Consider the following 24958-nt stretch of genomic DNA (forward strand, 5'->3'; position numbering starts at 1 on the left):
CGAGAGATCAAACTCCCGGTACCCCGGAATTGATTGCCTCGATCAACTTCGGCCGCAGTTCACGGGCGCTGATCACCGCGTCGACGGACCCGACCTCGCGGGCCCGCTCGATGCTGTGCACCCGGTCGAACTCGGTCGCGACCTCGCCCAGTTTCTCTGCCCGTACGACGGTTCGCACGTCCGCGAGCTCCGTGGCCAGCGCCGCCCGTTCCGCGCCGGCGGCCTCGCCGACCCGCTCGGCCAGCGACGCGACCCGCGGATCCGCGGCGGTCCGCGCGTCCACCTCGGCCGCGAAAACCACCGCAGCGGCCGGCGCGCCGCCGAGCACCGAGGCGAACGATCCCTCCACCGCGAGCACCGTCATCGACGGGTTCAGCGACTTCGAGAACACCACGAACGCGCCGCCGTGGTACCGCGAGACGACGCAGAACACGATCGGCCCGCGGAAGTTCACGATCGCCCGCCCGATCTCGGCGCCGTACTCGAGCTGCAGGTTCCGCATCGAGTCCGGCGACCCGTCGAACCCGGACAGGTTCGCCAGCACCACCAGCGGCCGGTTCCCGCTGGCCGAGTTGATCGCCCGCGCGACCTTCTTCGACGACCGCGGGAACAGCGTCCCGGCGGTGTAGGTGTCCGGCCCGTCGGTGGGTGGGAAGCCGCGCCGCGGCACCGACCGCGACTCGATCCCGACCAGGCAGACCGGGAACCCGCCGAGCCGCGCGTCCTGCACGACCGCGGTGTCGGCGTCGGCCATCCCTGCCCAGCGCTCCAGCACCGGGTGGTCCTGGTCGGTGACGGCCCGCATCAACGTGCGGATGTCGAACGCCTTCTTCCGGTCCGGGTTCGTCGCCGCCGAGAAGATCTCGCCGATCGTCTTGAAGTCGCTCCCCGCGACGTCGTGCGGGTACGGCGTGACATCGCGATCCACCGGGTCGGACGTCTGCGCCCGCCGTGGCCCCTGCTCCCCCGGTGCCACGTAGGTGTGGTCGTAGTACGTCATCAGCACGTCCCGGGCGCCCTTCAGGTCCGGAGCCCAGTACTGCGCCTGCCCGTTCGGGCCCATCACCCGGTCGTAGCCGCCGATGCCGAAGTTGTCCTCGGCCGAGACGCTGCCGGAGAAGTCCAGCGTCTGCTTGCCGGTCAGCACCATCGCGCTGTCCGGCGTCATCACCAGGATGCCCTTGGTGTGCATCAGCATCGTCGCCTCGGCGTTCCAGTACGGCTGCGCGCCGACGTTGATGCCCGCGACCACGACGTTGATCTCGCCGCCGGCCTGGGTGAACTCGACGATCCGCTTCAGCGCCTTCGCGACCCAGTCCATGTTCTCGGTGCCGGAGTCCATCGAGATCCGGGCGCCGGCGGACAGCGAGTACCACTCGACCGGCACGCGCAGCTGCTCGGCGAGGTCGAGGGCCGCGATGATCCGCGAGCACTCCGCCTCGGCCACCGCACCGAGCGCCATGGTCGGGTCGCCGCTCATCGCGACCCGGGTGACGCCGTCGGGGTACCGCGTGGTCGGCGTGGTGACGATGCCGACGATGATGCCGGCCTTGTTCAGGCCCTTCGCCCGGTCCACCGGGACCAGGTGGCCGGCGTCGTCGAGGTCGTGCTCGACGAACGAGCCGCCCTGGCCGGCGACCATGCCACTGACCTCGTACGGGTAGATCGTGTTCCGCCGCCGGGACCGCTGCACCTTCTGCGCGTAGTCGTCGAGCGGGAGCAACCGCCCGGTCGGCGGCTGCTCGATCGACATGACGACGCCGGCGCCGTGCTGGTAGTAGAACCGGGCCGCGACCGGGTTGATCGAGCCGTCCGGCGCGACCACGTCGCCCTGCACCAGGACCTCCTCGATCCCGGCGCCCGCGGTCATCGGGGCGATGTTGCGCTGCAGCGCGGTCACCTCGTCGACCTGGACGTCGACCGCCGGCCAGATCTGCACCCAGACGTGGTTCATGTCCAGCTTGGCGCCGGCCGCGCCGCGGGCGGTCCGGGCCCGGCGGATCGCCTCCAGGCAGTTCGAGATCGCGCGCTCCGCATGGGGCAGCGACGTGACCTGCCCGTCCTCGTCACGGACCACGACGAACTGGCGGACCTGTGCCAGCGCCACGAGCCGCCGGTCGGCCTCGTTGTTGCGGGCGACGCAGTAGTAGAGGAGCACGTCCTCCGGCGCGTCGAGGCGGGTGATGCGGAAGTCGCGCAGCCGCCACAGGTTCAGGCGGCGGCCGACCATCGGGTGCACGCCGCGGACATTGTCGTCCTCGGTCATCGATCCGCCGGCCGGGCGGTACGTGAAGTACGAGACCGGTCGGCCCTGTCCCGGGGCGACCGCGACCGAGATCCGGCGTAGCCGCTGGGCGACCGGCAGGTCGGCGACCATCCGGCGGTACAGGTCCGAGGCGTCCTGCTGCGACTCGGGCAGGTCCGGGCCGTACAGGTAGAGCTCGAGGACGGCCTCGTGTCCCGCCGTCCGGGCGTCGATCCGATCGGTCAGCGCGCGCGACAGGCCGCTGTCCCGGTCAGCCAGCTCGGCGACCGTGCCGACCGTCGTGACGAGGTGGCTCGGGCGGTCGTCGATCGAGTAGTCGGCGGTCGCGAACGGCCGCCCGTCGACGGCGAACTCGCGCAGGTCGTGCAGCTCGTACTCGCGGTAGTGCCGCCGGACGAGCACCTCGAGCATCGGCTCGCGCTCGCCCCAGCCGCCCTCCAGCCGCTGGGCGAGGAACCGGACGATCGGCTCCGGGATCGCGGCCAGTGCGTCGATACGCCGCTGCCGCTCCGGCGAGTCCGGATGCGTCGCCAGGTCGGCGACCTCGTCACCCACGCCCGCGATGATCGACGCCCGCTCGGCGTCGACCTGCGGCTGGTCGAACCACCGGAACCGCACGCTCCGGGCCAGGTCACCGACCACCGGGAACCGCAGCTGCGTGGCCAGCACCAGCCGGTCCAGCAGTTCGTGCACGCACTCGTCCAGCGGCGCTTCCGGCAGCGACTCGGCGATCCACCGCTGCAGCACGGACGTCACCAGCACTACGTCGGGACTCGAGCGCTGCTGCGCCAGGAAGATCCGGAAGACCGCCTCCTCCAGCTCGGGACTCCGCTCCAGCCCGGTCACGCCGTAGTGGCTCAGCACCCGGGTCAACCGGGCCTGGAACTCGCCCGGCAGCGCGCCGCGGTCCGGATCCAGGCTCTGCAGGTACGTGTAGAAGTACTCGCGCGGGCTGTGCACCCGGTTCTCGATGGTGGTGTCCGTCCCGGCGGGCCGGTTGCGGCTCAGCTCGGCGAAGTCCGCGAACACCGTCAGCAGCTCGATCTCCGGACCGACCGGCGGTCCGGAGCGCTGATGAGCGAGCTCGGACCGCGCAGCGAGGTAGTCGGCCAGCATGCCGCCCTCGTCCCGCGGGTCGATGTCGAACCCGAGCAGCATGCTCCGCAGGTCGTCCAGCCCGCGCTCCACCCGCTCGGCCGCGGACTTCTCCCCGGTCCCGTTCGGCAGATCCAGCTGTACGCCGTTCTGCACCGGAGCGGCCTCCTCGGCAGCGGCGTCGTCCGCCACCGGCTCCAGCCGGAGCAGCGGTGCACCCGTCTCCACCTGGCTGCCGGTCGAGACCAGCAGCTCCTTCACGGTCGCCTTGAACGGCGCGTACAGCACCGTCTCCATCTTCATGCTCTCAAGCACCAGCACCGGAGCGCCAGCCTCGATCTCGGCACCGGTCTGCACCGGCGTCGCCACCACGAGCGCCGGTGCGGGCGAACGCAGTACGCCGCCCTCGTCGCGACTCACGCGGTGGGTGACGCCGTCGACCTCGACCAGATGCACCGGGCCGTGGGTCGCGGTCACCAGACGGAACCGCTGCCCGCCGACGACCAGCCGGCTCGTGTACTCGTCCAGCCGCTCCAGTTCGGCGTCCACCACCTTGAGGTGGTCGTTGCCGTTGCCGACGCCGACCCGGAACCGCTCCGGACCGATCCGCGCCACCGTCACCCGGTAGCTCGCGCCGCGCAGCTTCAGGTCGATCGCGCGACCGACCTCGTGCTGGACCTGCGGGCGGCCGCCGTGCGCGGTCTCGTACAACCGGGTGCGCTCGACCTGCTCGGCGTCCTCGTACCCCTCGATCGCGGCCGCGACCAGGGCGATGCCTGAGTGCCGGTGCGAGATCAGACGGCCCTCACCGCGGACGCGGTCGATCCAGCCGGTGTCGGCGCTGCCGTCGATCACCTCGGGCTGGTCGAGCAGCTCGAGGATGAAGCTCTTGTTGGTCGCGCCGCCCTCGATCAGGACGGTCGTGGCCTGCATCGCGCGCCGCAGCCGCGCCAGGGCCTCCTCGCGGGTCCGTCCGTACCCGATGATCTTCGCGATCATCGAGTCGAAGTCCGCCGGGATGCTGTCCCCCGCGCTCACGCCGGTGTCGACCCGGATGCCGGGTCCTGCGGGCAGGTCGAGGACGACGATCCGCCCGGGCGACGGCGCGAAGTCGCGGTCGGGGTCCTCGGCGTTCAGCCGGGCCTCGACCGCGTGGCCGTTCTCGAGCGGCCGGGCGCCCTCCAGGCGGCCGCCGGACGCGACGTGCAGCTGGGCCTTCACCAGGTCGAACCCGGTGGTCAGCTCGGTGATCGGGTGCTCGACCTGCAGCCGGGTGTTCACCTCGAGGAACGCGAACGACTTCTCCCCCGGGTGGTACAGGAACTCGACCGTCGCGGCGCCCCGGTACCCGACCGCGATCGCCAGCCGCTCGGCCGACGCCTTCAGGTCGTCGACCTGGGACGCGGACAGCAACGGGGACGCGGACTCCTCGATCACCTTCTGGTTGCGGCGCTGCACCGAGCAGTCCCGGACGCCGAGCGCCCATGCCGTACCTTCACCGTCCGCGATCACCTGGACCTCGACGTGCCGCGCGCCGGTGACGAGGCGCTCCAGGAACACCACGCCGCTGCCGAACGCACGGGCCGCCTCGTCACTGGTCCGCGCGTACGCGTCCGACAGCTCGTCGGCGGAGCGGACCACCCGGATACCGCGGCCACCGCCGCCGGCCGTTGCCTTGAGCATCAACGGGTACCCGATCCGGTCGGCCGCCGCGAGCGCCGCGTCCAGCGACTCGACCGCTCCGCGGCTCCATGGCGCGACCGGTACGCCGACCTCCTCGGCGATCAGCTTCGAGCCGATCTTGTCGCCGAGCTTGCGCATCGCCTCGGCCGACGGGCCGATGAAGGTCACGCCGATCCGGTCGCACAGCTCCGCGAACGCCGGGTCCTCGGCGACGAACCCCCAGCCGACCCAGGCGGCGTCCGCCCCGGTCTCGCGGAGCGCGCGCTCCAGGACCTCCAGGTCCAGGTACGGCCGGGCCGACGCCGGGCCGAGCGGGTACGTGATGTCCGCCGCGCGCACGAAGGTCGCGGTGCGCTCGCCGTCGGTGAACAAGGCCACGGTCTCGATCGGGTCACCGCCTTCGGCGTTGACTTCGCGGACCGCGTTGATGAGCCGCATCGCGGCTTCACCCCGGTTCACTATTGCGATACGCTTGAACATCGACCGCCTCCGTGTCTCACCCTGCCTTGTGCAGCTGGGATCGCCAGCTGCTGGCACAGGTTTTCAGCCCAGGGCCGTTACCGTCGAGTCGGCCCCCCAATCAGGCGTGTTTCCACCCTGACCCTGGCGTGTGGAAACCTCCAGGGCAGGGTTTCTGGGAGGGGATGACGAACGTGACTGACGCGTTGATCGGCCGGCTGCGGGGCGAGGTCGCAGGACCGGTGCTGACACCGGGTGACGAGGGGTACGACGAGGAGCTGTCCGGGTTCAACCTGGCGGTGACGCACACACCGGACGTCGTGGTCGGGCTGACGTCCGAGGACGACGCCGTCGCGGTGGTCCGCGCCGCGGCCGAGACCGGTACGCCGGTCCGCGTGCTGGCGACCGGCCACGGCATCCCGAACCCGATGCAGGGCGGGATCGTGGTGACCACCCGGCGGATGACCGGCGTGAGCGTGGACGCCGAGGCACAGGTCGCGCACATCGCCGCGGGTACCCAGTGGGCCGAGGTGATCGCGGCGGCCGCGCCGTACGGGCTGGCGCCGATCACCGGCGGGTCCGACGCGGTCGGCTGCATCGGGTACACACTCGGCGGCGGCCTCGGCCCGCTCGCCCGGACGTACGGCTTCTCGTCCGACTGGGCCCGCCAGTTCCGGGTCGTGACAGCGGCCGGCGAGGTCGTGACCGCGAACGAGACCGAGCACCCGGACCTGTTCTGGGCGCTGCGCGGCGGCAAGGGCGGGTTCGGCATCGTCACCGCGATGGACTTCGCGCTGGTCGAGCTGCGCACCCTGTACGGCGGTTCGGTGTTCTTCGACGCGGAGCACATCGCGTCCGCGCTGACCACCTGGTCCGAGTGGACGAACTCACTACCGGAGAGCGCGAACTCGTCGGTCGTGATCCTGCGGCTGCCGCCGCTCGAGTTCATCCCCGAACCGCTGCGCGGCAAGACGGTGCTGAGCGTCCGCTTCGCGTACGTCGGTGACGCGGCCGACGGCAAGAAGCTCTTCCGGCCGATCCGAGCCGCCGCTCCAACGCTGATCGACGCCGTCGGCGAGATGCCGGCCGGCGACATCGCGCTGATCCACAACGACCCGAAGGACCCGACGCCGTCGTGGGACCGCGGGCTGATGCTGGACGAACTGGACGCCGAGTTCATCGGAGCGTTCCTGGACGTGGCCGGCCCGGAGCAGCAGATCCCGTTGATCGCGGTCGAGCTCCGGCACCTCGGTGGCGCGACCGAGCGCGACGTCCCCGAGGGCAGCGCGGTCGGCGGCCGCAGCGGGGCGTGCACGCTGACGCTGATCGGCGTACCGGATCCGAGCCTGTTCGAAAAGGTCCTTCCGGCAACGGTTGACGGGATCCTCGGGCGGCTCGAGCCGTGGGTGGGCGAGGAGACCACGGTGAACTTCTCCGGCGGTTTCGCGCTGCCGGGGTCGTACGAGCGGTCGTGGCCGGCGGACACGTTCGCGCGGCTGGCCGACGTACGGTCGACCTACGACCCGGACACGCTCTTCCCGTTCGGGCCGCGCCAGGAGAACTCCGGTTCGTAACCGAGCAGGCGGCGGGCCTTCTCGATCGACAGCAGTGTGTCGTTCGGGCCGAACGGGCGCTTCACGGGTACGCCGGGGAACACCTCGGCGAGGAGCTCCTCGTTCGGCCGGGACATCACCGTGTCGGCGTTCGCGACGATGAAGACGTCCGTCCCGGTCACGTCGTACTCGAGCGCCTTACGGACGGCCTGTGCGCCGTCGCGGGCGTCGATGTAGCCCCAGAGGTTCCACTTCCGGGCGTGGGCATCCGCGTCGAACGCCGGGAACCGCGCGTAGTCCTCCGGGTACATCACGTTGGAGAAGCGGAGCCCGATCAGCTTCAGGTCCGGATGCCACCGGCACAGCTGCCGGGCCAGCTCCTCCTCGAGCGTCTTGACCAGCGAATACGTGCTGTTCGGTCGCGGTGGGTAGTCCTCGTCGACCGGCACGTACGGCGGGAACTCGTCGAACGGCAGCCCCAGCACGGTCTCGCTCGACGCCCACACGATGTTCCGGACGCCGGCCCGCAGCGCCGCGGAGAACACGTTGTACGTCACGGTCATGTTGTTCTGGAACGTCGCCGCGTTCGGCCGCAGCCCCGGCGCCGGGATCGCGGCGAGATGCACGACCGCGTCGACGCCGTCGTGCCGGTCGTCGATCCCGGCGATCGCCTCGTAGGTCTGGCCGAAATCGGTCAGGTCCAGCCGCGTCGACGTCACGTCGGCGCGTGCTGGTGCAGCCTGGTCGAGGGCGACGACGTGCCAGCCCTGGTCCGTCAGATGATCGACAACGGCCTTGCCGAGCTTCCCGCTGCTCCCGGTGACCGCAACCCGCCTCGCTTCGTTCACCCTCGGATCATCGCACTAGGGTGTGACATGCCACTTCGGAAGGACACATCGTGAAACTTGCTGGCCGGATGGATCGGCTGGGGACCGAGTCTGCGTTCGAGGTTCTCGCGAAAGCCAAGGCCCTGGAGGCCCAGGGCCGCGAGATCGTGCATCTCGAGATCGGCGAACCGGACTTCGACACGCCGCCGCACGTGATCGCCGCCGCGCAGCAGGCCCTGGACAAGGGGTTCACGCACTACGTGCCGGCGCCCGGCATTCCCGAGCTGCGGACCGCGGTCGCGGACTTCCTGGGCCGCACCGGCCGGCTGCGCACGACCCCCGACCGGGTGCTGATCACGCCCGGCGCGAAGCCGATCATGTTCTTCACGATCCTGGCGCTCTGCGAGGAGGGCGACGAGGTCCTCTACCCGGACCCCGGGTTCCCGATGTACGCGTCGATCGCGTCCTTCGCCGGCGCGAAGCCGGTGCCGGTGCCGCTGCGCGAGGAGAACGGCTTCGTCATCGACCCCGAGGAACTGCGGTCGCTGGTGACCGACCGGACCAAGCTCCTGATCCTCAACTCCCCGCACAACCCGTGCGGCAGCGCGTCGACGCCCGAACAGCTGCAGGCGATCGCCGAGATCGCGATCGAGCACGACCTCGTTGTCCTCAGCGACGAGGTCTACTGGGCGCTGCGGTACGACGGGGAGCACCACAGCGTGCTCGACGTCGACGGCATGGCGTCGCGGACCGTGCTGCTCGACGGCTGGTCGAAGACGTTCGCGATGACGGGCTGGCGGCTGGGCTTCGGCGTGTTCCCGGAGCCGCTGGTGGAGCCGGTGACGCGGCTGATGATCAACTCGGTGTCGTGTACGTCGGCGTTCAGCCAGCACGCCGCGATCGCCGCCCTCGAAGGACCGTGGGACGACGTCGATCGGATGCTCGAGGCGTTCCGCGAACGGCGCGAGGTGATCGTCTCCGGGTTGAACGCCGTACCGGGTGTGTCGTGTGTGGAGCCGGGTGGAGCGTTCTACGCCTTCCCGAACATCAGCGAGCTCGGTGTGTCGGCGGCGACGCTGTCGGACCGGCTGCTGGACGAGGCCGGCGTCGCCTGCCTGCCCGGTACGTCGTTCGGCATCTACGGCGAGAACCACCTGCGCTTCTCGTACGCGAACTCGGTCGAGAACATCCGCAAGGCGCTCGACGCCTTCACCGAGCTCGTCACAGCGCACTGAGGTAGTCACGGCTCTCTCGTAGCGCTGTCATGACATCGGTGTCGCAGCGGTCCAGCTCGACGATGTGCCAGGCGACCGACGAGTTCGCGTCGAGGATCGCCGGGACGTCCAGGCTGCCCTGACCGACCGCGACCATCGCGTCCTCTGGCTCCTTCGCCGGCCCGTCCTTGACGTGCAGAAACCGGACCCGGTCACCGAGCTCGCGCACCACAGCGGCCGGATCAACACCCGCCACCGCCGCCCAGTACACATCGACTTCGAGCAGCACGTCCGGGCTGAGCCGATCCAGCAGTACGTCGTACGCACGCCGCCCGTCGGCCAACCGAGAGAACTCCGACCAGTGGTTGTGATACGCGATCTGCATCCCGTAGGCCTTCGCGTTCACGGCGCCCTCGTTCACCCGCTCGACTCCGCGCGCGATGCTGTCCTCGGTCGCGAACTCCTCCGCTTCGAGGCTCCATGCGAGTACCGGTGCGCCGAGCTCGCTCTGCTCGTCCAGGACGCGCCGCGCATCCGGTCCGGCCGGGAACGGTGCGTGCGAGCTGCACAACTCGAGTCCGAGGTCATCGAGCAGCTGCCGAACAGCGGTTGGCGACAGGTCGTGCAGTCCGAACGCCTCGACCCCGGCGTACCCCATCTCGCTGAGCTGCCGAAGTACCCCTGGAAAATCGTCCAGTGTGAAGACCGACCAGAGCTGTACTGCGATCGGCCGCCTCATGTGGGCAGGGAGAAGGTCGTGGTCAGCTCCTGTGCTTGACCGGTGCGCGCGGCCTCATCGGCCTTGAGCATGATCTCCAGGACGTGCCGGGCGTGCTCCAGGTTCAGCAGCGGCCGCGTCCCGGTGGCGACGCAGTCCGCGAGGTGATCGACCAGGACTGCGCGGTGCAGGCCCACCAGCCGTCGCATCGGCGCATCGCCGTCAGGCATGTCCGGAGCGATCCATCCCCGCAAGCCGCCGACCGCGTCCAGCCGGAAGATCTCGAGCGGCGGTCCGTCGCCGCCGAAGGGCCGTCCGCTGAGGTTGATGGTCCCTTCCCGGCCGTAGATCTCCAGCTTCGGGCCCCGGGCGGCGTTCACGTTGAACGTGCCGTCGACGACCGCGAACGTCGACTCGCCGAAGTCGAGCAGCATCAGCACGTTGTCGTCCGCGGTGACGTCGATCGTCTTCCCCTGGAACGGCCCGCCGCGAACCGTCCGGGTCGGCTCGGTGATCCCCGCGAAAGCGACTACCCGCTTGGCCGGACCGAGGATCCCGGTGATCTCGTGGATCCCGTAGACGCCCATGTCGAACAGCGGCCCGGAACCTTTCTGGTAGAACCAGGTCGGGTCCGCGGGCCACGCTCCGGAAGCAGGTCCACCGTGCGACGACCGCACCCGCGCGAACGCAACCTTGCCGATAGCACCTTCCCGGACCAGCCGGCGAGCCTCGGCGCGATCCGGGTACAACATGTTGAACGGCGCGCAGACAACGGTGAGCTCGTGTTCGGCAGCGAGCTCACAGATCCGGTCGGCGTCCTCCATGCTCGTCGCGAGCGGCTTCTCGGTCGCGAGATGCTTGCCCGCAGCAAGGATCTCGGCACAGGTCGCGCCGTGCACCGGAATCGGCGTCAGGTTGACCACAGCGTCCAGCTCGACACCGTCCAGCATCGCGCCCAGATTCGTGAAAGCGTGCGGGATGCCGAAGGTCTCCGCAACAGTCCTGGCCAGATCAGGTACGACGTCCGCGATCGCGACGACCTCGGCCTTGTGGCGGATCGGGTCCAGGTTGGGCAGCACGCCCCCGCCCCCGGTCGCGATCATCCCCGCACCGAGTACGCCGATCCGCAACGGGCTCATGCCGGATCCTCCCGTGGGCTGATGGTCCGGCCGGCGTTGACCGATTCGTAGAAGGCGATACACGCGGCCAGGTTGTGCCAGGCATCCTCGACGGTTGCCACCGGATCCGATTCCCCACGGATGACAGCGGCCCAGTGATCGAGGTCAGCAGCCTGGTCATGTCTGCCCGGCGGCGCGACCTCCACCCATCCACTGAAGGGCTCGACCTCCCCGCTGACCAGAAGCCGCCCTTGAATGCCGTCCATCCGTACGGCGCCACCGCTGCCGACCACCGTGTAGCTCGACTGGAACCCGCCGTCCGGTGCGGTCCACGTGTTCTCCAGCGTGGCCACCGCTCCCCCGGCGAACGTCGCCGTCGCCGCCCCGTAGTCCTCGACCTCGAGTTCGGGGTGGGCGTGCTTGGCCGTCTGCCCGCTGATCGCTACGACCTCCTCGCCGAGGAGCCAGCGCAGCAGGTCGATCTGGTAGATCGAGTGATCGACCCACCCGCCGCCGACGGTCCGCGCCGGATCGACGAACCATCCCGGTGTGCGGTCGTCCGGCCATTGCGCCGGCAGCCCCGCCCAGGTCGTCATCGCCGCACTGGTGAGCTGACCGATCCGGCCGTCCTGCAGCCAGCGCCGGAGCCACTGCGCATTCGGCCCCAGCCGCTGCCGGGACTCGGCCGGCAAGAAGGTGACGCCCGAACCGCGGACGGCCTCGACCACGCGCGAAGCATCCTCCGACCGAAGCGCCAGCGGCTTGTTGGCGATGATGTGTTTGCCCGCCTTCGCCGCGGCGACACACACCTCGGGGTTGAGGTCCGGGCTGACGAAGCTCAACACCGCGTCGATCCCCGGATCATCCACCAGCGCGCGCCAGTCCGCCTCGACCCGGCCGACGTCGTACCGCTGTCCGACGTACGCGGCGCGAGCCGGATCGGCGTCCCACACACCGGCCAGGCTCAGCCCGGCTCGCGACCGTGCCCCGTCCGCGAGTGGAAGCGCCGCATACCAATGGTCCAAGCCCACCAGTGCGACCCGAAGTTCCGTCATCGATCCTCCGTTGCTCCCGCGCGCGGGTCGGCCGGTGCTACCCACGCGACCGCGTTGGCTATCACCTTGCGTACTTCGGACTGCCGGTACACCGGGTACTGCTGATCTCCCGGACTGAAGTAGAAGATCCTGCCGTCCCCGCGGCGGAAACAGCACCCGCTGCGGAAGACGGCCCCACCACTGTAGGAGCTGATGAACACGAGCTCATCCGGCTCCGGCAAGTCGCACGGCTCGGCGTACAACTCGTCCGCGGGGATGACGATCGGCGACGGCACACCTTCGGCGATCGGGTGCCCGCGCTTGACCGTGTAGACCCGCTGCTCGTTGTTCGGCGCCCAGTGATCGAGGGCGCAACTGGTGCCGAGCAGCTCGAGACTGACCTTCGAGTAGAGGGCGGAGTGGAGCAGGACGAGTCCCATGCCCTGCTCCACTCGGGTGATCACGCGGTCGACCACCTCGTCGCAGACCTGATCGTTCGCGATATGCGACCACCAGACCAGGACGTCGGTCTGCCGGACGACGTCCGCCGGCAGACCTTGCTCGGGCTGGTCCAGTGTGGCGGTGGTGACGACGGCATCGGGTCCCAACCCGGTTCTGATGCCGTCAGCAACCACCTCGTGAATGCCTTCCGGGTACACCCGTTGGACACTCTCGTCCTTGCCCTCGTGCACGTTCTCGTTCCACACGGTCACCCGCAAGGCACTCACTGCCCCGCCGGCTTCAGCCGCAGGACGACGATCTCCGCCCCCGGCGTGTACGGCGCGGCCGGCGCGTACGGATCCTCCGGCGTCGGCCACCCGGTCACCTTCGCCGACCGGTACATGGCCCAGTCGACGCTGTACACGAGCGGAATGATCGGCGTCTTCTCGACCATCGTGGCCTGCAGACCGTGCAACGCGGTCAGCCGGGCGTCGTCGGTAGCCGCGGACTCGTAGTCGGTCAGGAACTTCTGCGTGGCCGGGTCGTTGAACCGCTCGACGTTGGTCGTGGCGTTCGAACCGACCGGTCCGGACTGACTGTTGTCGAGCCAGCCCTGGTACGCGACGAACGGCGAGGCGCCGGTGTTGGACGAGCCCAGCGTCAGGTCGTAATGGCCCTGTGCCACGCGCTGCGACCAGTCGTCGCCGGAGACGCCCTTGACGGTCACCGAGATGCCGACCGTCTTGAGTTGCTGGGCGATGATCCCGGAGCTGTTCATCCAGTCCTTGTAGCCCGACGGAACGGTCAGCGTCAGCGAGATCGGCTTGCCGCCCTTCTCGTAGACGCCGGACTTGTTCAGCGTGAAGCCGGCGCCTTCGAGCAACTGCTTGGCCTTCGCCTTGTCCTCGACGATCTGGAGATCCTTGTACTTCGGGTCGAGAGCCGACTCGTAGTTCGGCAGCAGCAGCCCCGTGGGTGTCTTCACCGGTGGGTTGAACGTGTACTGGCCGAGATCGCAGATCTGCTGCCGATCGAGGGCCGCACTGATCGCTTGCCGCACCGGCAGCTCGCTCAACGGCCACACGGTGTTGTTCGGCACCAGCGAGACGACGCCGGTCGGCGGGTACCAGAAGTGGTTGTCCTTGTTCTTGTTGACGAACTCCTTGTTGCTGCCGGTCGTGAAGAAGTAGTCCGCCCAGTCCAGCTCACCCGACAGCAGCTGGATACCGGCCGTCTCGAAGCTCAGGCCGTGATAGTTCAGCTGCTGCACCTCGGGCTTGCCCGGCTGCCAGAACTTGTCGTTCTTGGTCAGCACCAGGAGCTGCGGGTTGTACGACTTGTAGACGAACGGACCGGTGCCGATCGGATTCGGATCCAGGAACTTGGCCGGATCCGGTACGGCGGACCACTCGTGCTTGGAGACGATCGGCGTCAACCCCGCGATCGCGTACAGCTGGGTGAACGCCGGCGTCTTGAACGTCATCACGACCGTCCTGTCGTCCGGCGCGGTGATCGTCGCGAAGTCGACCCCGTTGACGTTCAACGCGGCGTACTTCTTGATCAGTTCGAAGGTGAAGACCACATCGGCACTGGTGAACGCCTGGCCGTCGGACCACTTGACCCCGTCGCGGAGCTTGAAGGTCAGCGTCTTGTCGCCGTCGGACCAGGTCCACGCGGTCGCGAGCCAGGGATAGGTGCTGCCCTCCTTCAGGATGTTGAACTGGACCAACGGCTCGTAGATCATGTTCACCGCGCTGTAGGCGTTCAGCGCGCTGGTCGGCAGGAACGGGTTGAAGTTGGCGGCCGGGCCGCCGCCGGTCCCGGTGATCTCCAGGGTCGGCAGCTCACCCGCCTTGGCCGGTGGCGCCTCTTCCGTGCACGCGGCGGCGCCGAGGACGAGCGCGACCGCGGCGGCCAGGCAGGCGATCGCTCTCCCAGATCGAATCTTCATGTCAGGTGCTCCTTGCTGGCTGCTGAGGAGGTCTCGGCGCTTGCGCTGTACAGCCAGCACCTCGTCCAATGGCCGGGGCGCAGCTCGGTTGTGCCGGGCGCCTCGGTGCGGCAGATGTCCATCGCGTGCGGACATCGCGGATGGAACCGGCAACCCTCGGGCGGGTTGACCAGGCTCGGCGGCTCACCCGCGTCGAGCAGCTCCGGATCGCGGCCGGCGCGATCCGGGTCGGGGGCGGACGCGAGCAACAACTGGGTGTAGGGATGTGCGGGGTTGCGGACGAGCTCCTCCGACGGCCCGCCCTCGATCACCCGGCCGGCGTACATGACGAGCGTCGTCGTCGCGAAGTACCGGGCCGAGGCGATGTCATGGGTGATGTAGAGCATCGCCAGGCCGAGCGACTTCACCAGGCCGGCGAGCAGGTTGAGGATGCCGAGCCGGATCGACACGTCGAGCATCGAGACGGGTTCGTCGGCGAGCAGCACCTCGGGTTCGGCCGCCAGTGCGCGGGCGATCGCGATCCGCTGGAGCTGGCCGCCGGACAGTTCGTGCGGGTACTTCGCCAGGTACTGCTCCGCCGGGGTGAGGTTGACCTGCTCGAGCAGCTCCACCGTCGCTGCCCGGGTCGCGGCCCGGCTCTTCGCGAGGCCGTGCACCTTCAGGGGACGGGTCAGGTGGTACGCGATGGTGTGAACCGGGTTCAGCGAGCCGAACGGGTCCTGGAAGACCATCTGCACGCGACGGACGTGCTCCCGGAACAGCCGGCCCCGTGTCGCCCGTACGGTCGCACCTCCGATGGCGATCGTTCCGTCGGTGAGCGGGTAGAGGCCGGCCAGCAGTCGAGCCACTGTCGACTTGCCGGAACCCGACTCGCCGACGAGCGCGGTGACCTCTCCGGACCGCAGCGTCAGCGAGACGTCGTCGACGGCGTGCACGACCTCACCGCGGCCACGCAGCCGCTGCCGGATCCGGTGCACCGGGAAGTGCTTGACCAGACCCTGGGCCTCCAAGGCCGGCGTTTCAGAGCTCATCGTCATCGCTACTCCTCGGTTGAGTCAGTAGACACGCGACCTGGTGGCCCTCCGTTGTTGCCAACAGCAACGGCATGGTCGTGGTGCAGGCTGCGATCGCCTGGCCGCAGCGCGGCTGGAAGGGGCAGCCCGGTGCAATGATCCGCAGATCCGGAGGCGTGCCGGGGATACCGGTCAGGACCTTGCGCGGTCCGTGCAGGTGCGGGAACGAGCGCAGCAGACCGTCGCTGTACGGATGCTGCGGTGATCGGTACAGCTCCGATGCCGAGCCGGTCTCGATGACGCGACCGGCGTACATGATCGCGATCCGGTCCGCGACCTCGATCAGCAGCGACAGGTCGTGGGTGATGAAGACGACCGCGAACCCGAGCTGTTCGCGCAGAGCCATGATCTGGTTCAGGATCTGACGTTGTACGACGACGTCCAGCGCGGTGGTCGGCTCGTCGAGCACCAGGACATCCGGCTCCAGGACCAGTGCCATCGCGATCAGCGCGCGCTGGCGCATACCGCCGGACAGCTCATGTGGGTACGCGTCGGCGCGATCGGCCGGCAGACCGACCATCGTCATGACCTCGACGACCCGTGCATCCCGTTGCTGGCTGGTCGTCCCGGGTCGATGCGCGGTCAGCGCATCAGCCATCTGCACCCGCAGCGTCAGCACCGGGTTGAGCGAGTTCATCGCGCTCTGGAAGACGATCGCCAGCTCAGCCCATCGGAACGCGCGCAGTTCGTCCGCCGACATCCGCAGTACGTCGACCGGCTCCTCGCCCCGAGGCCAGTAGTGGATCGAGCCGGACACGACCTCACCGGGTGGGCGCAGCAACCGGGTGATCGCGTAGGCCAGCGTCGACTTGCCCGAGCCGGACTCACCGGCAATGCCGAGCACTTCACCGCGACGCAGTACCAGGTCCACACCGTCCACGGCCTTGACCGCGTCCGGCCCCTCGCCGTAGTTCACGTGCAGGTCGGTCACCTCGAGCACCACGTCGGTACGTCGTGACGCCGGCAGGGGCCTGGACTTCGCCATGGGCATCCGGCGGGCGCGCTTGGGGCCGAGCTTCTGGACGCGAAGGCGAGGGTTCACGAACTCGTCGATGCCGAAGTTGATCAGCGCGAGCGCCATGCCGATCACGGCGATGCACAGCCCCGGCGGAACGAACCACCACCACGCGCCGGACTGCAGCGCCTGGTTGTTCTGTGCCCAGTAGAGGATGCCGCCCCACGACCAGGTGGTGACGTCGGACAGACCGAGGAACGCCAGGCCGGCCTGGGTCAGGATCGCGAAGACGATCGTGAACAGGAAGCTCGAGGCGACGATCGCGAACTCGTTCGGCAGGATCTCGAACAGGATGATCCGGATCGGACGCTCACCGGTCGCCCGCGCCGCCTCGACGAAGTCACGCCGTCGGATCGACAACGTCTGGGCTCGCAGGATCCGCGCGCCCCACGACCAGCCGGTCAGACTGATCACGACCGCCACGGTCAGCGAGCCGCGCGTCGGCAGATAGCCGGCCAGCACGACAACCAGCGGCAGCGCCGGGATCACCAGGAACACGTTGGCGAGCGCGGAGAACAGCTCGTCGGTCAGACCACCGACGTACCCGGCTGTCAGTCCGACGAGCAACGAGAGGACAGTCGCCAGAACGGCCGCGGTCACGCCGACGAGCAAGGACACCCGGGTCCCGACCAGCACCTGGGCGAGGATGTCCTGCCCGGTCTGGGTGGTGCCGAACCAGTGCGCGCCCGATGGCGGCTGGAGGATGTCGTTCGAGAGGGCCGACGGATCCTTCCGCCACACCAGCGGGCCGAAGGCGCCCGCGAGGACGAAGACGCCGAACATCACCAGACCGGTCATCGTCTTCGCCGACCGCAGTCCGGCGAACCGGGAGCGCGTGGATGCCTTCGGACCCGGCTGCGCGGTCGGCACCGCGTCCGCTATGGCCTCAGCAGACATCTACGCCTCCACCCGGGTCCGCGGATCCAGCCAGACATAGACCAGATCGGCCAGGAAGTTCGCCAGCAGGACGACGAACGTGATGATCAGGAAGATCCCCTGCATCAGCGGGAAGTCCTCGTTGATCACTGCCTGGTACAGGTTGTTGCCGATCCCCGGATAGCCGAAGACGATCTCGGTCAGCACGGCGCCGCCGACGACGAAGCCGAGCGACATCGTGAACGTCGCGACCGACGGCAGGATCGCGTTGCGGGCCGCGTAGTTGAGCATCACCCGCCGCGGTGCCAGCCCCTTCGCCTCGGCCAGTACGACGTAGTCGTCCGACATCGTCGTCACCATCATGTTCCGCATCGGGATCAGCCAGCCGGCGATCGAGGCGATCACGATCGTCAGCCCGGGCAGGATCGCGTGCTTGAACGCGCTGGACAGGAACGCCCAGGAGAAGTCGACCGACAGCCAGGACGAGTACCCGCCGGAGAGCGGGAACAGCCGCAGTTCGCCGCTGAGGACGAACAGCACGATCAGCCCGAACCAGAAGTACGGGATCGACGAGAAGAACGTGGTGATCGGCAGCAGCTGATCCCATCGCGAACCGCGCTTCCAGCCGGCGACGATTCCCAGCAGTGTCCCGACGACGAAGCTGACCACCGTCGCGATGCCGACCAGGACGATCGTCCACCACAGGCTGTCCATGATCACCGTGCCGACCGGAGTCGGGAAGAAGGTGAACGACAGCCCGAAGTCGCCCTTGCCGAGGTCTGCCAGATAAGTCCGGTACTGCGACCACATCGACTCGTTGTTCAGGCCGAACATCGCGGTCAGTGCCTCGGTGGCCCGCGGGTCCAGCCGGCCGCGGAAGCGGGACAGCAGCGCCTGCGCCGGATCACCCGGCATCAACCGGGGAATCAGGAAGTTCAGCGTGAGCGCTGCCCACGCCGTGATGAGGTAAAAGGCGAAGCGCCGAGCCAGATAACGCATTCGGTCCTCCCTGGCATCGCGACGAGGTACGTCGAAGTGACATCAACCATTCGTCGCTGTGTTCGGTAGCTTAACAAACTCCCAGAACGTTGTCGATGGCCCGTAGCTCCGATTCGTCCGGTCGCCATCGGACCGCGTGGACGTTGGCGCGCACCTGCGCCGGCGAACTCGCTCCGGCGATCACCGAACCCACGCTGGGCTGCGCCGCCAGCCAACCGATCGCCAGCTCCAGCAGGGTGCGGCCGTTCGCCTCGCACCACTTCGTCAGGCGGTCGACTCGATCGAGGCGTTCCTCGGTGACCAGGTGACTGCGATCCGCGATCCTGGTGCCATCGGGCAACGGCTGGCCGCGGCGGACCTTTCCGGTCAGCATGCCTTCGGCGAGTGGGTAGTAAGGCAGGACACCGACGCCGTAGTGCTCGGCGGCCGGGACGAGTTCGGACTCGACGTCGCGGACCAGCAGCGACCAGTTGTTCTGCGCGGAGACGAACGGCGTGAGCCCGTTCTCGCGGGCGAGATGATCCGCTTGGGCGAGCTCCCAGCCGGCGTAGTTCGAATGGCCGAGATAGCGAACCTTGCCCTCGACAACGAGTTCGTGCAGGGCCGCCAGCGTCTCGAGGATCGGCGTGGCGCGATCAGGCATGTGGATCTGGTACAGATCGATGTAGTCGGTACCCAACCGGCGCAGGGAACCTTCCACCGCACGCCGGATGTAGGCCCGCCCGCCCTTCGCTCCGGCCGCGGGGCCGAACCCCATGTCGACCCCGGGATGACCGAACTTCGTCGCCAGCACGACCTGGTCCCGACGGCCCTTGAGCACCTCCCCCAGCACCCGCTCGGAGCCACCGTCCGGACCGTAGATGTCGGCGGTGTCGAACAGGGTGACGCCGAGGTCGATCGCGGCATCCACGACCGACCGGCCGGCGTCGACGTCCATCCGGCTGCCGAAGTTCAGGCAGCCGAGGCCGACCACCGAGACAAGCTGACCGGACCGTCCGAGCGCTCGGTACTCCATGTCTGCTCCGGGTCAGTAGGGGTAGTGGACAGGGCTGCCGGCAACGGTCAGCCAGCGGCGTTCGGTGAACTCGTCGAGGTTGGAGTCACCACCGGCACGCCCGCCGAGACCCGATTGCCCCGTCCCGCCGAAGGGCGCCGACGCTTCGTCCTGTGGTGTCGCATCGTTGATGTGCACCATCCCCGCGGACAGCTCCCGGGCGATCGCCAGGCCACGGCCCAGGTCTGCGGTGAGCACGGAGTCGACCAGGCCATAGCTGGTGTCGTTGGCTACCTGCAGCGCTTCCGCGTCGTCGTCGACCACAAGTACCGGCGCGATCGGCGCGAAGATCTCCTCGGTCCACAGCCGCATCCGCGGTGTCACGTCCACGACCACGGTCGGCCGGAAGTACGGCGCCGTACCGGATCCTCCGGTGACGATCCGCGCTCCTTCCGCGACTGCCTCGACGAGCAGTTCGTGCGCCCTGGCCCGTTGCCTGGTGTTGATCATCGGGCCCAGACCGACCGTCGCGTCGAGCGGATCTCCGACGGTGATCGCCTCGGCGCGGGCGGACAGACCGGCGACGTACTCCTCGGCGATGTCGCGTTGGACGATATGGCGGCCGGCTGTGATGCAGGTCTGGCCTTGGTAGTGGAAGCTCGACCAGGCTCCGATCATCGTGGCTTGCTCGAGATCCGCGTCGTCCAGGACGATCAGCGCGTTGTTGCCGCCGAGCTCCAGCGACACCTTCTTCAGCAGGCCTCCGGCGGTGGCGGCGATCTCGCGGCCGACCTTGGTCGATCCGGTGAAGTGGATCATCGAGATCCCGGGATGCTCGACCAACCGGCGACCGACCTTCTCCTCCCCCGGTACGACGTTCAGGATCCCCGCCGGAGCGCCCGCCTCGGCGAAAAGGTCCGCGATCGCGAGCCCGCCACTGATCGGCGTCTCCGGCGACGGCTTGAGTACGACGGCGTTGCCGAGCGCGAGCGCCGGTGCGATCACGCGCATACCCAGCACCAGCGGGAAGTTCCACGGGGTGATGACACCGACGAGACCGACCGGGATCCGCTCCGACAGCGAGAGCCGATCAGCATGGTTCGAAGCCAGCACCTCACCGACCGGCCGGGATGCCAGACTCGCGGCGGCCATCAATTCACTGCTCGCGGCGGAGATCTCGTAGTCCGCTTTCCCAGCAATACAACCTGTTTCCCGGATCAGGAGTTCGCGGAAGTCCGGCGCCCGGTCGGTCAGCACCGCGGCCACCGTCCTGAGCACATCCGCGCGTTCGGCGTACGTCCGTCGCGCCCAGTCCCGCTGCGCGACGACTGCCGTCTCGACCGCTTCGTCCACGTCGGACGGATCGGCGAGTCCGGCGATCGCGAACACCTCACCCGACGCCTTGTCCCGGACGTCGATCCCGGCCTTGCCCGCCGGTTGCCGGAACTCCCCGTTGACGAACACACTCTGCTGCCAGTGCTGGTTCTGGATCGTCACGCGTCTCTCCGTATCCTCCGCGATCCGAGGGCCGCGGTCACCGGTCGTTGCTGGGGGCAATGGATCGGACCAGTGCGGCCGCCTTGGCGATGCCGTCGTCGTCCGCGAAGAGCGGATCGCCCTGCTCGATGCACAGGTCGCCGCTGTAGCCGATCTCCATCGCGCTGGCGACGAAGTCCTTCCAGAAGTCGACCCCGTGCCCGAAACCGACGGTGCGGTGCACCCAGGTCTTGTCGGTCCAGGCCAGACCCGCGACCGGATTGAGTACCCCGGCCTCGGCCAGGTTCTGCGGACGGAGCTGACTGTCGTTCAGATGGATGCGATGTACTGCGGGGCCGAGGTACCGCACGGCGGCCGGGATGTCGATCTGCTGCCAGAACAAGTGACTCGGATCAACGAGCGCGCCGATCGCCGGACCGACCGCGTCCCGGAGTCGCATCAGCGTTCGCGGATTGAAGACGACGCTGCCCGGATACAGCTCGAGGGCGACTCGTACGTCATGATCGGCGGCGAACGTCGCCGCCCGCTCCCAGTACGGCAGGACCCGCTCGGACCACTGCCAGTCAAGGATCTTCGCGAAGTCGTCGAGCGCGAACATCGAGATCCAGTTGGGATAGCGCGCCTCCTCGGAGTCACCCGGGCAACCGGCGAACTCCGTCACCGTGGATACGCCGAGCAGCGCGGCGAGCTCGACCGTCTTGCTGAACCGGTCCTGCTGACGCAAGGCTCGCCCGGCATCGGGATGCAACGGGTTGCCGTAGCAACCAAACGCGCTGATCTCGAGGCCGGCCGCCTCGACCCGGGCGAGCAGTTCCTTGCGCTGCCGTCCGTCGGCGAGCAGATCGTCCAGCCGGTACTCGAAGGCGACGAACTCGCCGAACGTCCCGACCTCGAGGCACTGCACGTCGAGCCGGGAAAGGAAGGTGAGCGCGTCGTCCAGCGCCCAGCCGCGGAGACACTCCAGGAACACGCCGGTCTTCATACAAGCCTCCTGGGATTCTGTGTTCGGTAGATTAACAAACTCAGGCTGTCGCAGCAACAGCCTGTTCTTGCGTTAACATGGATGGGCTGTGCGTGATCACGTTCGATGTCAGGAGCCTGTTGTGAACCCAGCGCCGACGCCCCCGAGCCGACTGGACCTGCCGGAGAGTTCGCGTGGGGTGCTCCGGAGGCTGGCGACGCACGGGCCGGCGACCCGGCCGCAGCTGGCCAAGGTCCTCGGCCTGTCCCGTCCGACGATGTCGGCGGTCATGCCCGAGCTGATGGACCTCGAACTGGTCAGCAGCGGAGGCTCCTCGCGCGGTGCCACCGGTCGCAGCGCCGTGCTGTACTCGCTGGCCGCAGGCGCCGGTCACGTTCTCGGTGTCGAGGTCGGCGCGACCCGTGCACGGGTCGTCGCCCACTCTCTGGACGGCGAGCAGATCGCCGCCCGGGAAGAGCGCATCTCGGCCCGTCGGCGCAACATCACCGACGCGGCGGTCTCCACCACGATGGAGCTCTGCGAGAAGGTGCTGGCCGAGGTCGGCGACGGTCACGGCCCGCTGCGCGACGTCGTCGTGGCCGCACCGACCAAACCGAGCACGAAGCCGACGGCCGTCAGCACCAGCGGTCTGCAGCCCGACGGCGTCGAGCAGCTCGCCGCCGCCCTGCCGGTGCCGGACGACGTACCGGTCATCGTGGAGAACAACGTGAACTGCGCCGCCATCGCCGAGCACCGGCTGGGGGCCGCGCAGAACCAGGACACCTTCGTCTATCTCCAGGTCGGTGTGAAGATCGGCCTCGGCATCGTGGTCGGCGGCAAGCTGATGCACGGAGCGCACGGCGCCTCCGGCGAGGTCGCGATGATGCCGTTCCCCTGGTCGCCGGGCGAGGAGCCGGCCCGTGCCGGCCTCGAGGAGTACCTCGGGTCCGAGGCGCTGATGGCCCGGTGCGCGGAGGTGTGGACCAGCGGCAACGGTCCGGTGCCGAAGGACGCGGAGGCTTTGTTCCAGGCCGCGGCGCGCGGCCAGTCGACCGCACGGCGGCTCGTCGATCAGCACGCCACCGATATCGGCCGCCTGGCCGTGGGCGTGATGAGCGTCCTCGACCCCGGTCTCGTCGTACTCGGTGGCGGCGTCGGTCAGAACCAACTGCTCCTCCCCGGCGTACGGCGGGCAACGACCGCGCTGGCCTGGGACACCGAGATCACCGTCGGCGCCCTCGGCGAGCACGCCACGGTCCTCGGCGCGGTGCACATCGCCATCACACGGGCGTTGGACCGCCTTACCTGACGTGGTCATGGCAGTGCCCGCTCTCGGGCGCCGGTACGTCGAGCGTCGGGTTGCGGTCGAAGAACCCTGATGGTCGCAGGGTGAATCCACAGCGTTCGACCGGCATGACCGGCCAGTCCTCGGTGCGCGGGAAGTGGGTCGGCCCGAAGGTGTGCCACACGACGATGTCCTCGCCGTCGATGGCGCGGTCGGCCGCGACGTAGCTGGGTAGTCCGGCGCCTCCCGGATGCTGGTTGACGTAGTCGCCCGCCGGGTAGCGCTCGTCCGGGTCGTACTGCGTGACCCAGAGATGCTTGGTGGCGAACGCGGCCCGGCGGTGCAGCGTCGATGACTCAGCCGCGAGCAGCGGCGGCGCCGGCTGCGGATGCAGTGTGTAGGCCGTCGGTCGGCCGAGCCGGTTGTTCTGCTGGGTGCTGACGATGCTCCACACCCGGCCGCGTTCGGTGCTTGCCAGCCGGGTCGCGTCGGTCTCGTGCGACAGCCGGGTGATCGTCCGGGTGATGGCGTTGCCGTACGGATTGTCGGGTCCGATCGGCCGGCCCTGGACGTCGATCTCGTCGACCGCGTTGGAGGTCCCGTCCACCATCATGTCCAGCCGTACGCCGAACAGGTGTTGATGTGCCGGGGCGCCGAGCCCAGGCGCGACCTCCGCGCCGTACGGATAGTCCTGCGGGTAGCTGGAGGTCCAGATCACCCCGGTCAGCTTGATCTCCAGCTCGATCGTGCCGTCCAGGTACAGGTACCAGTAGTAGCCGTAGTCGTAGTTGCCGACCGTGGTGAAGAACGAGATCACCAGCCGGCGCTGCCGGCGCGTCTGGGACGATCCGTTGAAGATGTCGGTGTGCTTCCAGAGAATGCCGACGTCCTCCTCGTGGATGCAGACGGCGTTGCGGATCGTCTTCGGCCGGCCGTTGTCATCGGCAACGATCGCGTCGAGATAGGCGATCTCTCCCAGGCAGTCGCAGCCGAGCTCGAGCGAATTGGCGAACTTGCCGATCAGGTACTCACCGTTGTCGAAGTACGTCTGGAAGTAGCGCGCCGGCCCGGGATCGCCGTACGGGACCACCATCTCGGGGACCGAGGCGCGGTAGATCACCGGTCGGCCGTCGACGCCGATCTGGTGCAGGGTCAGGCCCTCGCGGGCGTCGAAGCCGATGCGCAGCGACCAGTTCTGCCACTCCAGCAGGTGGCCGTCCAGAGTGAAGCTCGGCCCTTCCGGCTGGGTGATCTCGATCGGCTTCAGCGTGGTCCGCGGCTCGACATCGGAGTAGTCACCGGACTCCGCCGGGATCGGCAGGTCGGCCTCGTCGACCAGCTGGTACACCCGGCCCTTGACCAGATCGACGTACGCCGCCAAGCCGTCGATCGGATGCGCCCACGCGAGATCCGAGTCATGCTCCTGGACGAACGCGAGCACCCGAACGATCCGGCGACCTGCCTCGCCGGCGTGACCGTACCAACCGGCTGTCAGCGGGCAGACCCGTACCGTCGACAGGTCGGTCACGCCACGACGCAGTACCGCCTGCTGCCACTCAGGGTCCGCGTGCACGATCTCGTCCACCCGGGCGAAGTCCTCGTCGAGGATCGGCAGCTGACCGTCCCGCGCGGGATCGAGCTTGCTTTCGCGGACTACCTCACCGCGGCTGAGAGACACCACGACATCGGCAACCTCGCCAGTGGTGACATCGATCAGGTACGCCCGGATCCTGCGCTCGCTCGACGTACCGTCCAGGACCTCGCGCTTCGGTGGTTCCTCGAGGCCGACGTACGCAAACCGAGTGCTCGGCCTCAACAGACCGGCATCGTCCAGTACGGCGCGTGCTGCTGTGTACTCGTCGGCCGAAACCGGGTCGAGCGGGTGACTGCTCGCCATCG

17 protein-coding genes are annotated in these 24958 nt (G+C 68.7%); 3 read left to right on the forward strand and 14 right to left on the reverse strand.

The window, feature by feature from the left end:
• Window positions 1-7: 7 nt before the first annotated feature.
• On the reverse strand, window positions 8-5524 hold the full coding sequence (locus E0H45_RS19115) for an ATP-binding protein (protein WP_131339071.1): 5517 nt from the start codon (window positions 5522-5524) through the stop codon (window positions 8-10).
• Between the two features lie 164 nt (window positions 5525-5688).
• Here E0H45_RS19115 and E0H45_RS19120 point away from each other — a divergent pair, with 164 nt between their 5' ends.
• Window positions 5689-7077: an FAD-binding oxidoreductase gene (locus E0H45_RS19120; RefSeq protein ID WP_131339072.1), complete on the forward strand. Its 1389-nt coding sequence runs from the start codon at window positions 5689-5691 to the stop codon at window positions 7075-7077.
• Here the strand turns inward: E0H45_RS19120 and E0H45_RS19125 are convergent.
• Window positions 7020-7904: an NAD-dependent epimerase/dehydratase family protein gene (locus E0H45_RS19125; RefSeq protein ID WP_131339073.1), complete on the reverse strand. Its 885-nt coding sequence runs from the start codon at window positions 7902-7904 to the stop codon at window positions 7020-7022. The genes E0H45_RS19120 and E0H45_RS19125 overlap by 58 nt on opposite strands.
• Window positions 7905-7954: 50 nt before the next feature.
• Here E0H45_RS19125 and E0H45_RS19130 point away from each other — a divergent pair, with 50 nt between their 5' ends.
• Window positions 7955-9118, forward strand: a complete 1164-nt coding sequence (locus tag E0H45_RS19130; RefSeq protein WP_131339074.1) for a pyridoxal phosphate-dependent aminotransferase — start codon at window positions 7955-7957, stop codon at window positions 9116-9118.
• Here the strand turns inward: E0H45_RS19130 and E0H45_RS19135 are convergent.
• The 11 genes from E0H45_RS19135 to E0H45_RS19185 form a co-directional block, all read right to left on the reverse strand.
• The gene (locus tag E0H45_RS19135; RefSeq protein WP_131339076.1) at window positions 9105-9836 is read right to left on the reverse strand and encodes a sugar phosphate isomerase/epimerase family protein; all 732 of its coding nucleotides are present in this window, start codon (window positions 9834-9836) and stop codon (window positions 9105-9107) included. The two genes, E0H45_RS19130 and E0H45_RS19135, sit on opposite strands and share 14 nt — an antisense overlap.
• Window positions 9833-10954: a Gfo/Idh/MocA family protein gene (locus E0H45_RS19140; RefSeq protein WP_131339078.1), complete on the reverse strand. Its 1122-nt coding sequence runs from the start codon at window positions 10952-10954 to the stop codon at window positions 9833-9835. Before E0H45_RS19140 ends, E0H45_RS19135 begins: the two co-directional genes overlap by 4 nt.
• A complete protein-coding gene (locus tag E0H45_RS19145) occupies window positions 10951-11988 on the reverse strand; it encodes a Gfo/Idh/MocA family protein (RefSeq protein ID WP_131339080.1) in 1038 nt (345 codons plus the stop codon). Before E0H45_RS19145 ends, E0H45_RS19140 begins: the two co-directional genes overlap by 4 nt.
• Entirely contained in the window at window positions 11985-12695 is a 711-nt protein-coding gene (locus E0H45_RS19150) for a ThuA domain-containing protein (protein WP_131339082.1), read from the reverse strand. Before E0H45_RS19150 ends, E0H45_RS19145 begins: the two co-directional genes overlap by 4 nt.
• A complete protein-coding gene (locus E0H45_RS19155) occupies window positions 12692-14359 on the reverse strand; it encodes an ABC transporter substrate-binding protein (protein WP_131339084.1) in 1668 nt (555 codons plus the stop codon). The genes E0H45_RS19150 and E0H45_RS19155 overlap by 4 nt, the downstream gene beginning before the upstream one ends.
• Window positions 14356-15396, reverse strand: a complete 1041-nt coding sequence (locus tag E0H45_RS19160; protein ID WP_131339086.1) for an ABC transporter ATP-binding protein — start codon at window positions 15394-15396, stop codon at window positions 14356-14358. Before E0H45_RS19160 ends, E0H45_RS19155 begins: the two co-directional genes overlap by 4 nt.
• The gene (locus E0H45_RS43270) at window positions 15380-17344 is read right to left on the reverse strand and encodes a dipeptide/oligopeptide/nickel ABC transporter permease/ATP-binding protein (RefSeq protein ID WP_131339088.1); all 1965 of its coding nucleotides are present in this window, start codon (window positions 17342-17344) and stop codon (window positions 15380-15382) included. Before E0H45_RS43270 ends, E0H45_RS19160 begins: the two co-directional genes overlap by 17 nt.
• Window positions 17345-18322, reverse strand: a complete 978-nt coding sequence (locus E0H45_RS19170; protein WP_131339090.1) for an ABC transporter permease — start codon at window positions 18320-18322, stop codon at window positions 17345-17347.
• A 70-nt stretch (window positions 18323-18392) separates the two neighbouring features.
• The gene (locus tag E0H45_RS19175; RefSeq protein WP_131339092.1) at window positions 18393-19337 is read right to left on the reverse strand and encodes an aldo/keto reductase; all 945 of its coding nucleotides are present in this window, start codon (window positions 19335-19337) and stop codon (window positions 18393-18395) included.
• Between the two features lie 12 nt (window positions 19338-19349).
• On the reverse strand, window positions 19350-20813 hold the full coding sequence (locus tag E0H45_RS19180) for an aldehyde dehydrogenase family protein (protein ID WP_131339094.1): 1464 nt from the start codon (window positions 20811-20813) through the stop codon (window positions 19350-19352).
• A 37-nt stretch (window positions 20814-20850) separates the two neighbouring features.
• The gene (locus E0H45_RS19185; RefSeq protein WP_131339096.1) at window positions 20851-21795 is read right to left on the reverse strand and encodes a sugar phosphate isomerase/epimerase family protein; all 945 of its coding nucleotides are present in this window, start codon (window positions 21793-21795) and stop codon (window positions 20851-20853) included.
• Between the two features lie 121 nt (window positions 21796-21916).
• On the opposite strand from E0H45_RS19185, the gene E0H45_RS19190 reads away from it, so the two are divergent.
• Complete coding sequence (locus E0H45_RS19190) at window positions 21917-23083, forward strand: ROK family transcriptional regulator (protein WP_131339098.1); 1167 nt, start codon at window positions 21917-21919, stop codon at window positions 23081-23083.
• On the opposite strand, the gene E0H45_RS19195 is transcribed toward E0H45_RS19190, so the two are convergent.
• Window positions 23076-24956 carry a primary-amine oxidase gene (locus E0H45_RS19195; protein ID WP_131339100.1) on the reverse strand — a complete coding sequence of 627 codons (1881 nt, stop codon included), beginning with the start codon at window positions 24954-24956 and terminating at the stop codon, window positions 23076-23078. The two genes, E0H45_RS19190 and E0H45_RS19195, sit on opposite strands and share 8 nt — an antisense overlap.
• Window positions 24957-24958: the final 2 nt, after the last annotated feature.

Origin of the sequence: Kribbella soli (assembly GCF_004331345.1) — a bacterium.
GTDB lineage: Bacteria > Actinomycetota > Actinomycetes > Propionibacteriales > Kribbellaceae > Kribbella > Kribbella soli.

Bases quoted from the DNA above. Each gene is read 5' to 3' on its own strand.
- E0H45_RS19140 (WP_131339078.1), bottom strand. From the start codon at position 10,954: ATGAGCCCGTTGCGGATCGGCGTACTCGGTGCGGGGATGATCGCGACC.
- E0H45_RS19155 (WP_131339084.1), bottom strand. From the start codon at position 14,359: ATGAAGATTCGATCTGGGAGAGCGATCGCCTGCCTGGCCGCCGCGGTC.
- E0H45_RS19160 (WP_131339086.1), bottom strand. From the start codon at position 15,396: ATGACGATGAGCTCTGAAACGCCGGCCTTGGAGGCCCAGGGTCTGGTC.
- E0H45_RS19175 (WP_131339092.1), bottom strand. From the start codon at position 19,337: ATGGAGTACCGAGCGCTCGGACGGTCCGGTCAGCTTGTCTCGGTGGTC.
- E0H45_RS19135 (WP_131339076.1), bottom strand. From the start codon at position 9,836: ATGAGGCGGCCGATCGCAGTACAGCTCTGGTCGGTCTTCACACTGGAC.
- E0H45_RS19185 (WP_131339096.1), bottom strand. From the start codon at position 21,795: ATGAAGACCGGCGTGTTCCTGGAGTGTCTCCGCGGCTGGGCGCTGGAC.
- E0H45_RS19120 (WP_131339072.1), top strand. From the start codon at position 5,689: ATGACGAACGTGACTGACGCGTTGATCGGCCGGCTGCGGGGCGAGGTC.
- E0H45_RS19115 (WP_131339071.1), bottom strand. From the start codon at position 5,524: ATGTTCAAGCGTATCGCAATAGTGAACCGGGGTGAAGCCGCGATGCGG.
- E0H45_RS19170 (WP_131339090.1), bottom strand. From the start codon at position 18,322: ATGCGTTATCTGGCTCGGCGCTTCGCCTTTTACCTCATCACGGCGTGG.
- E0H45_RS43270 (WP_131339088.1), bottom strand. From the start codon at position 17,344: ATGTCTGCTGAGGCCATAGCGGACGCGGTGCCGACCGCGCAGCCGGGT.
- E0H45_RS19145 (WP_131339080.1), bottom strand. From the start codon at position 11,988: ATGACGGAACTTCGGGTCGCACTGGTGGGCTTGGACCATTGGTATGCG.
- E0H45_RS19195 (WP_131339100.1), bottom strand. From the start codon at position 24,956: ATGGCGAGCAGTCACCCGCTCGACCCGGTTTCGGCCGACGAGTACACA.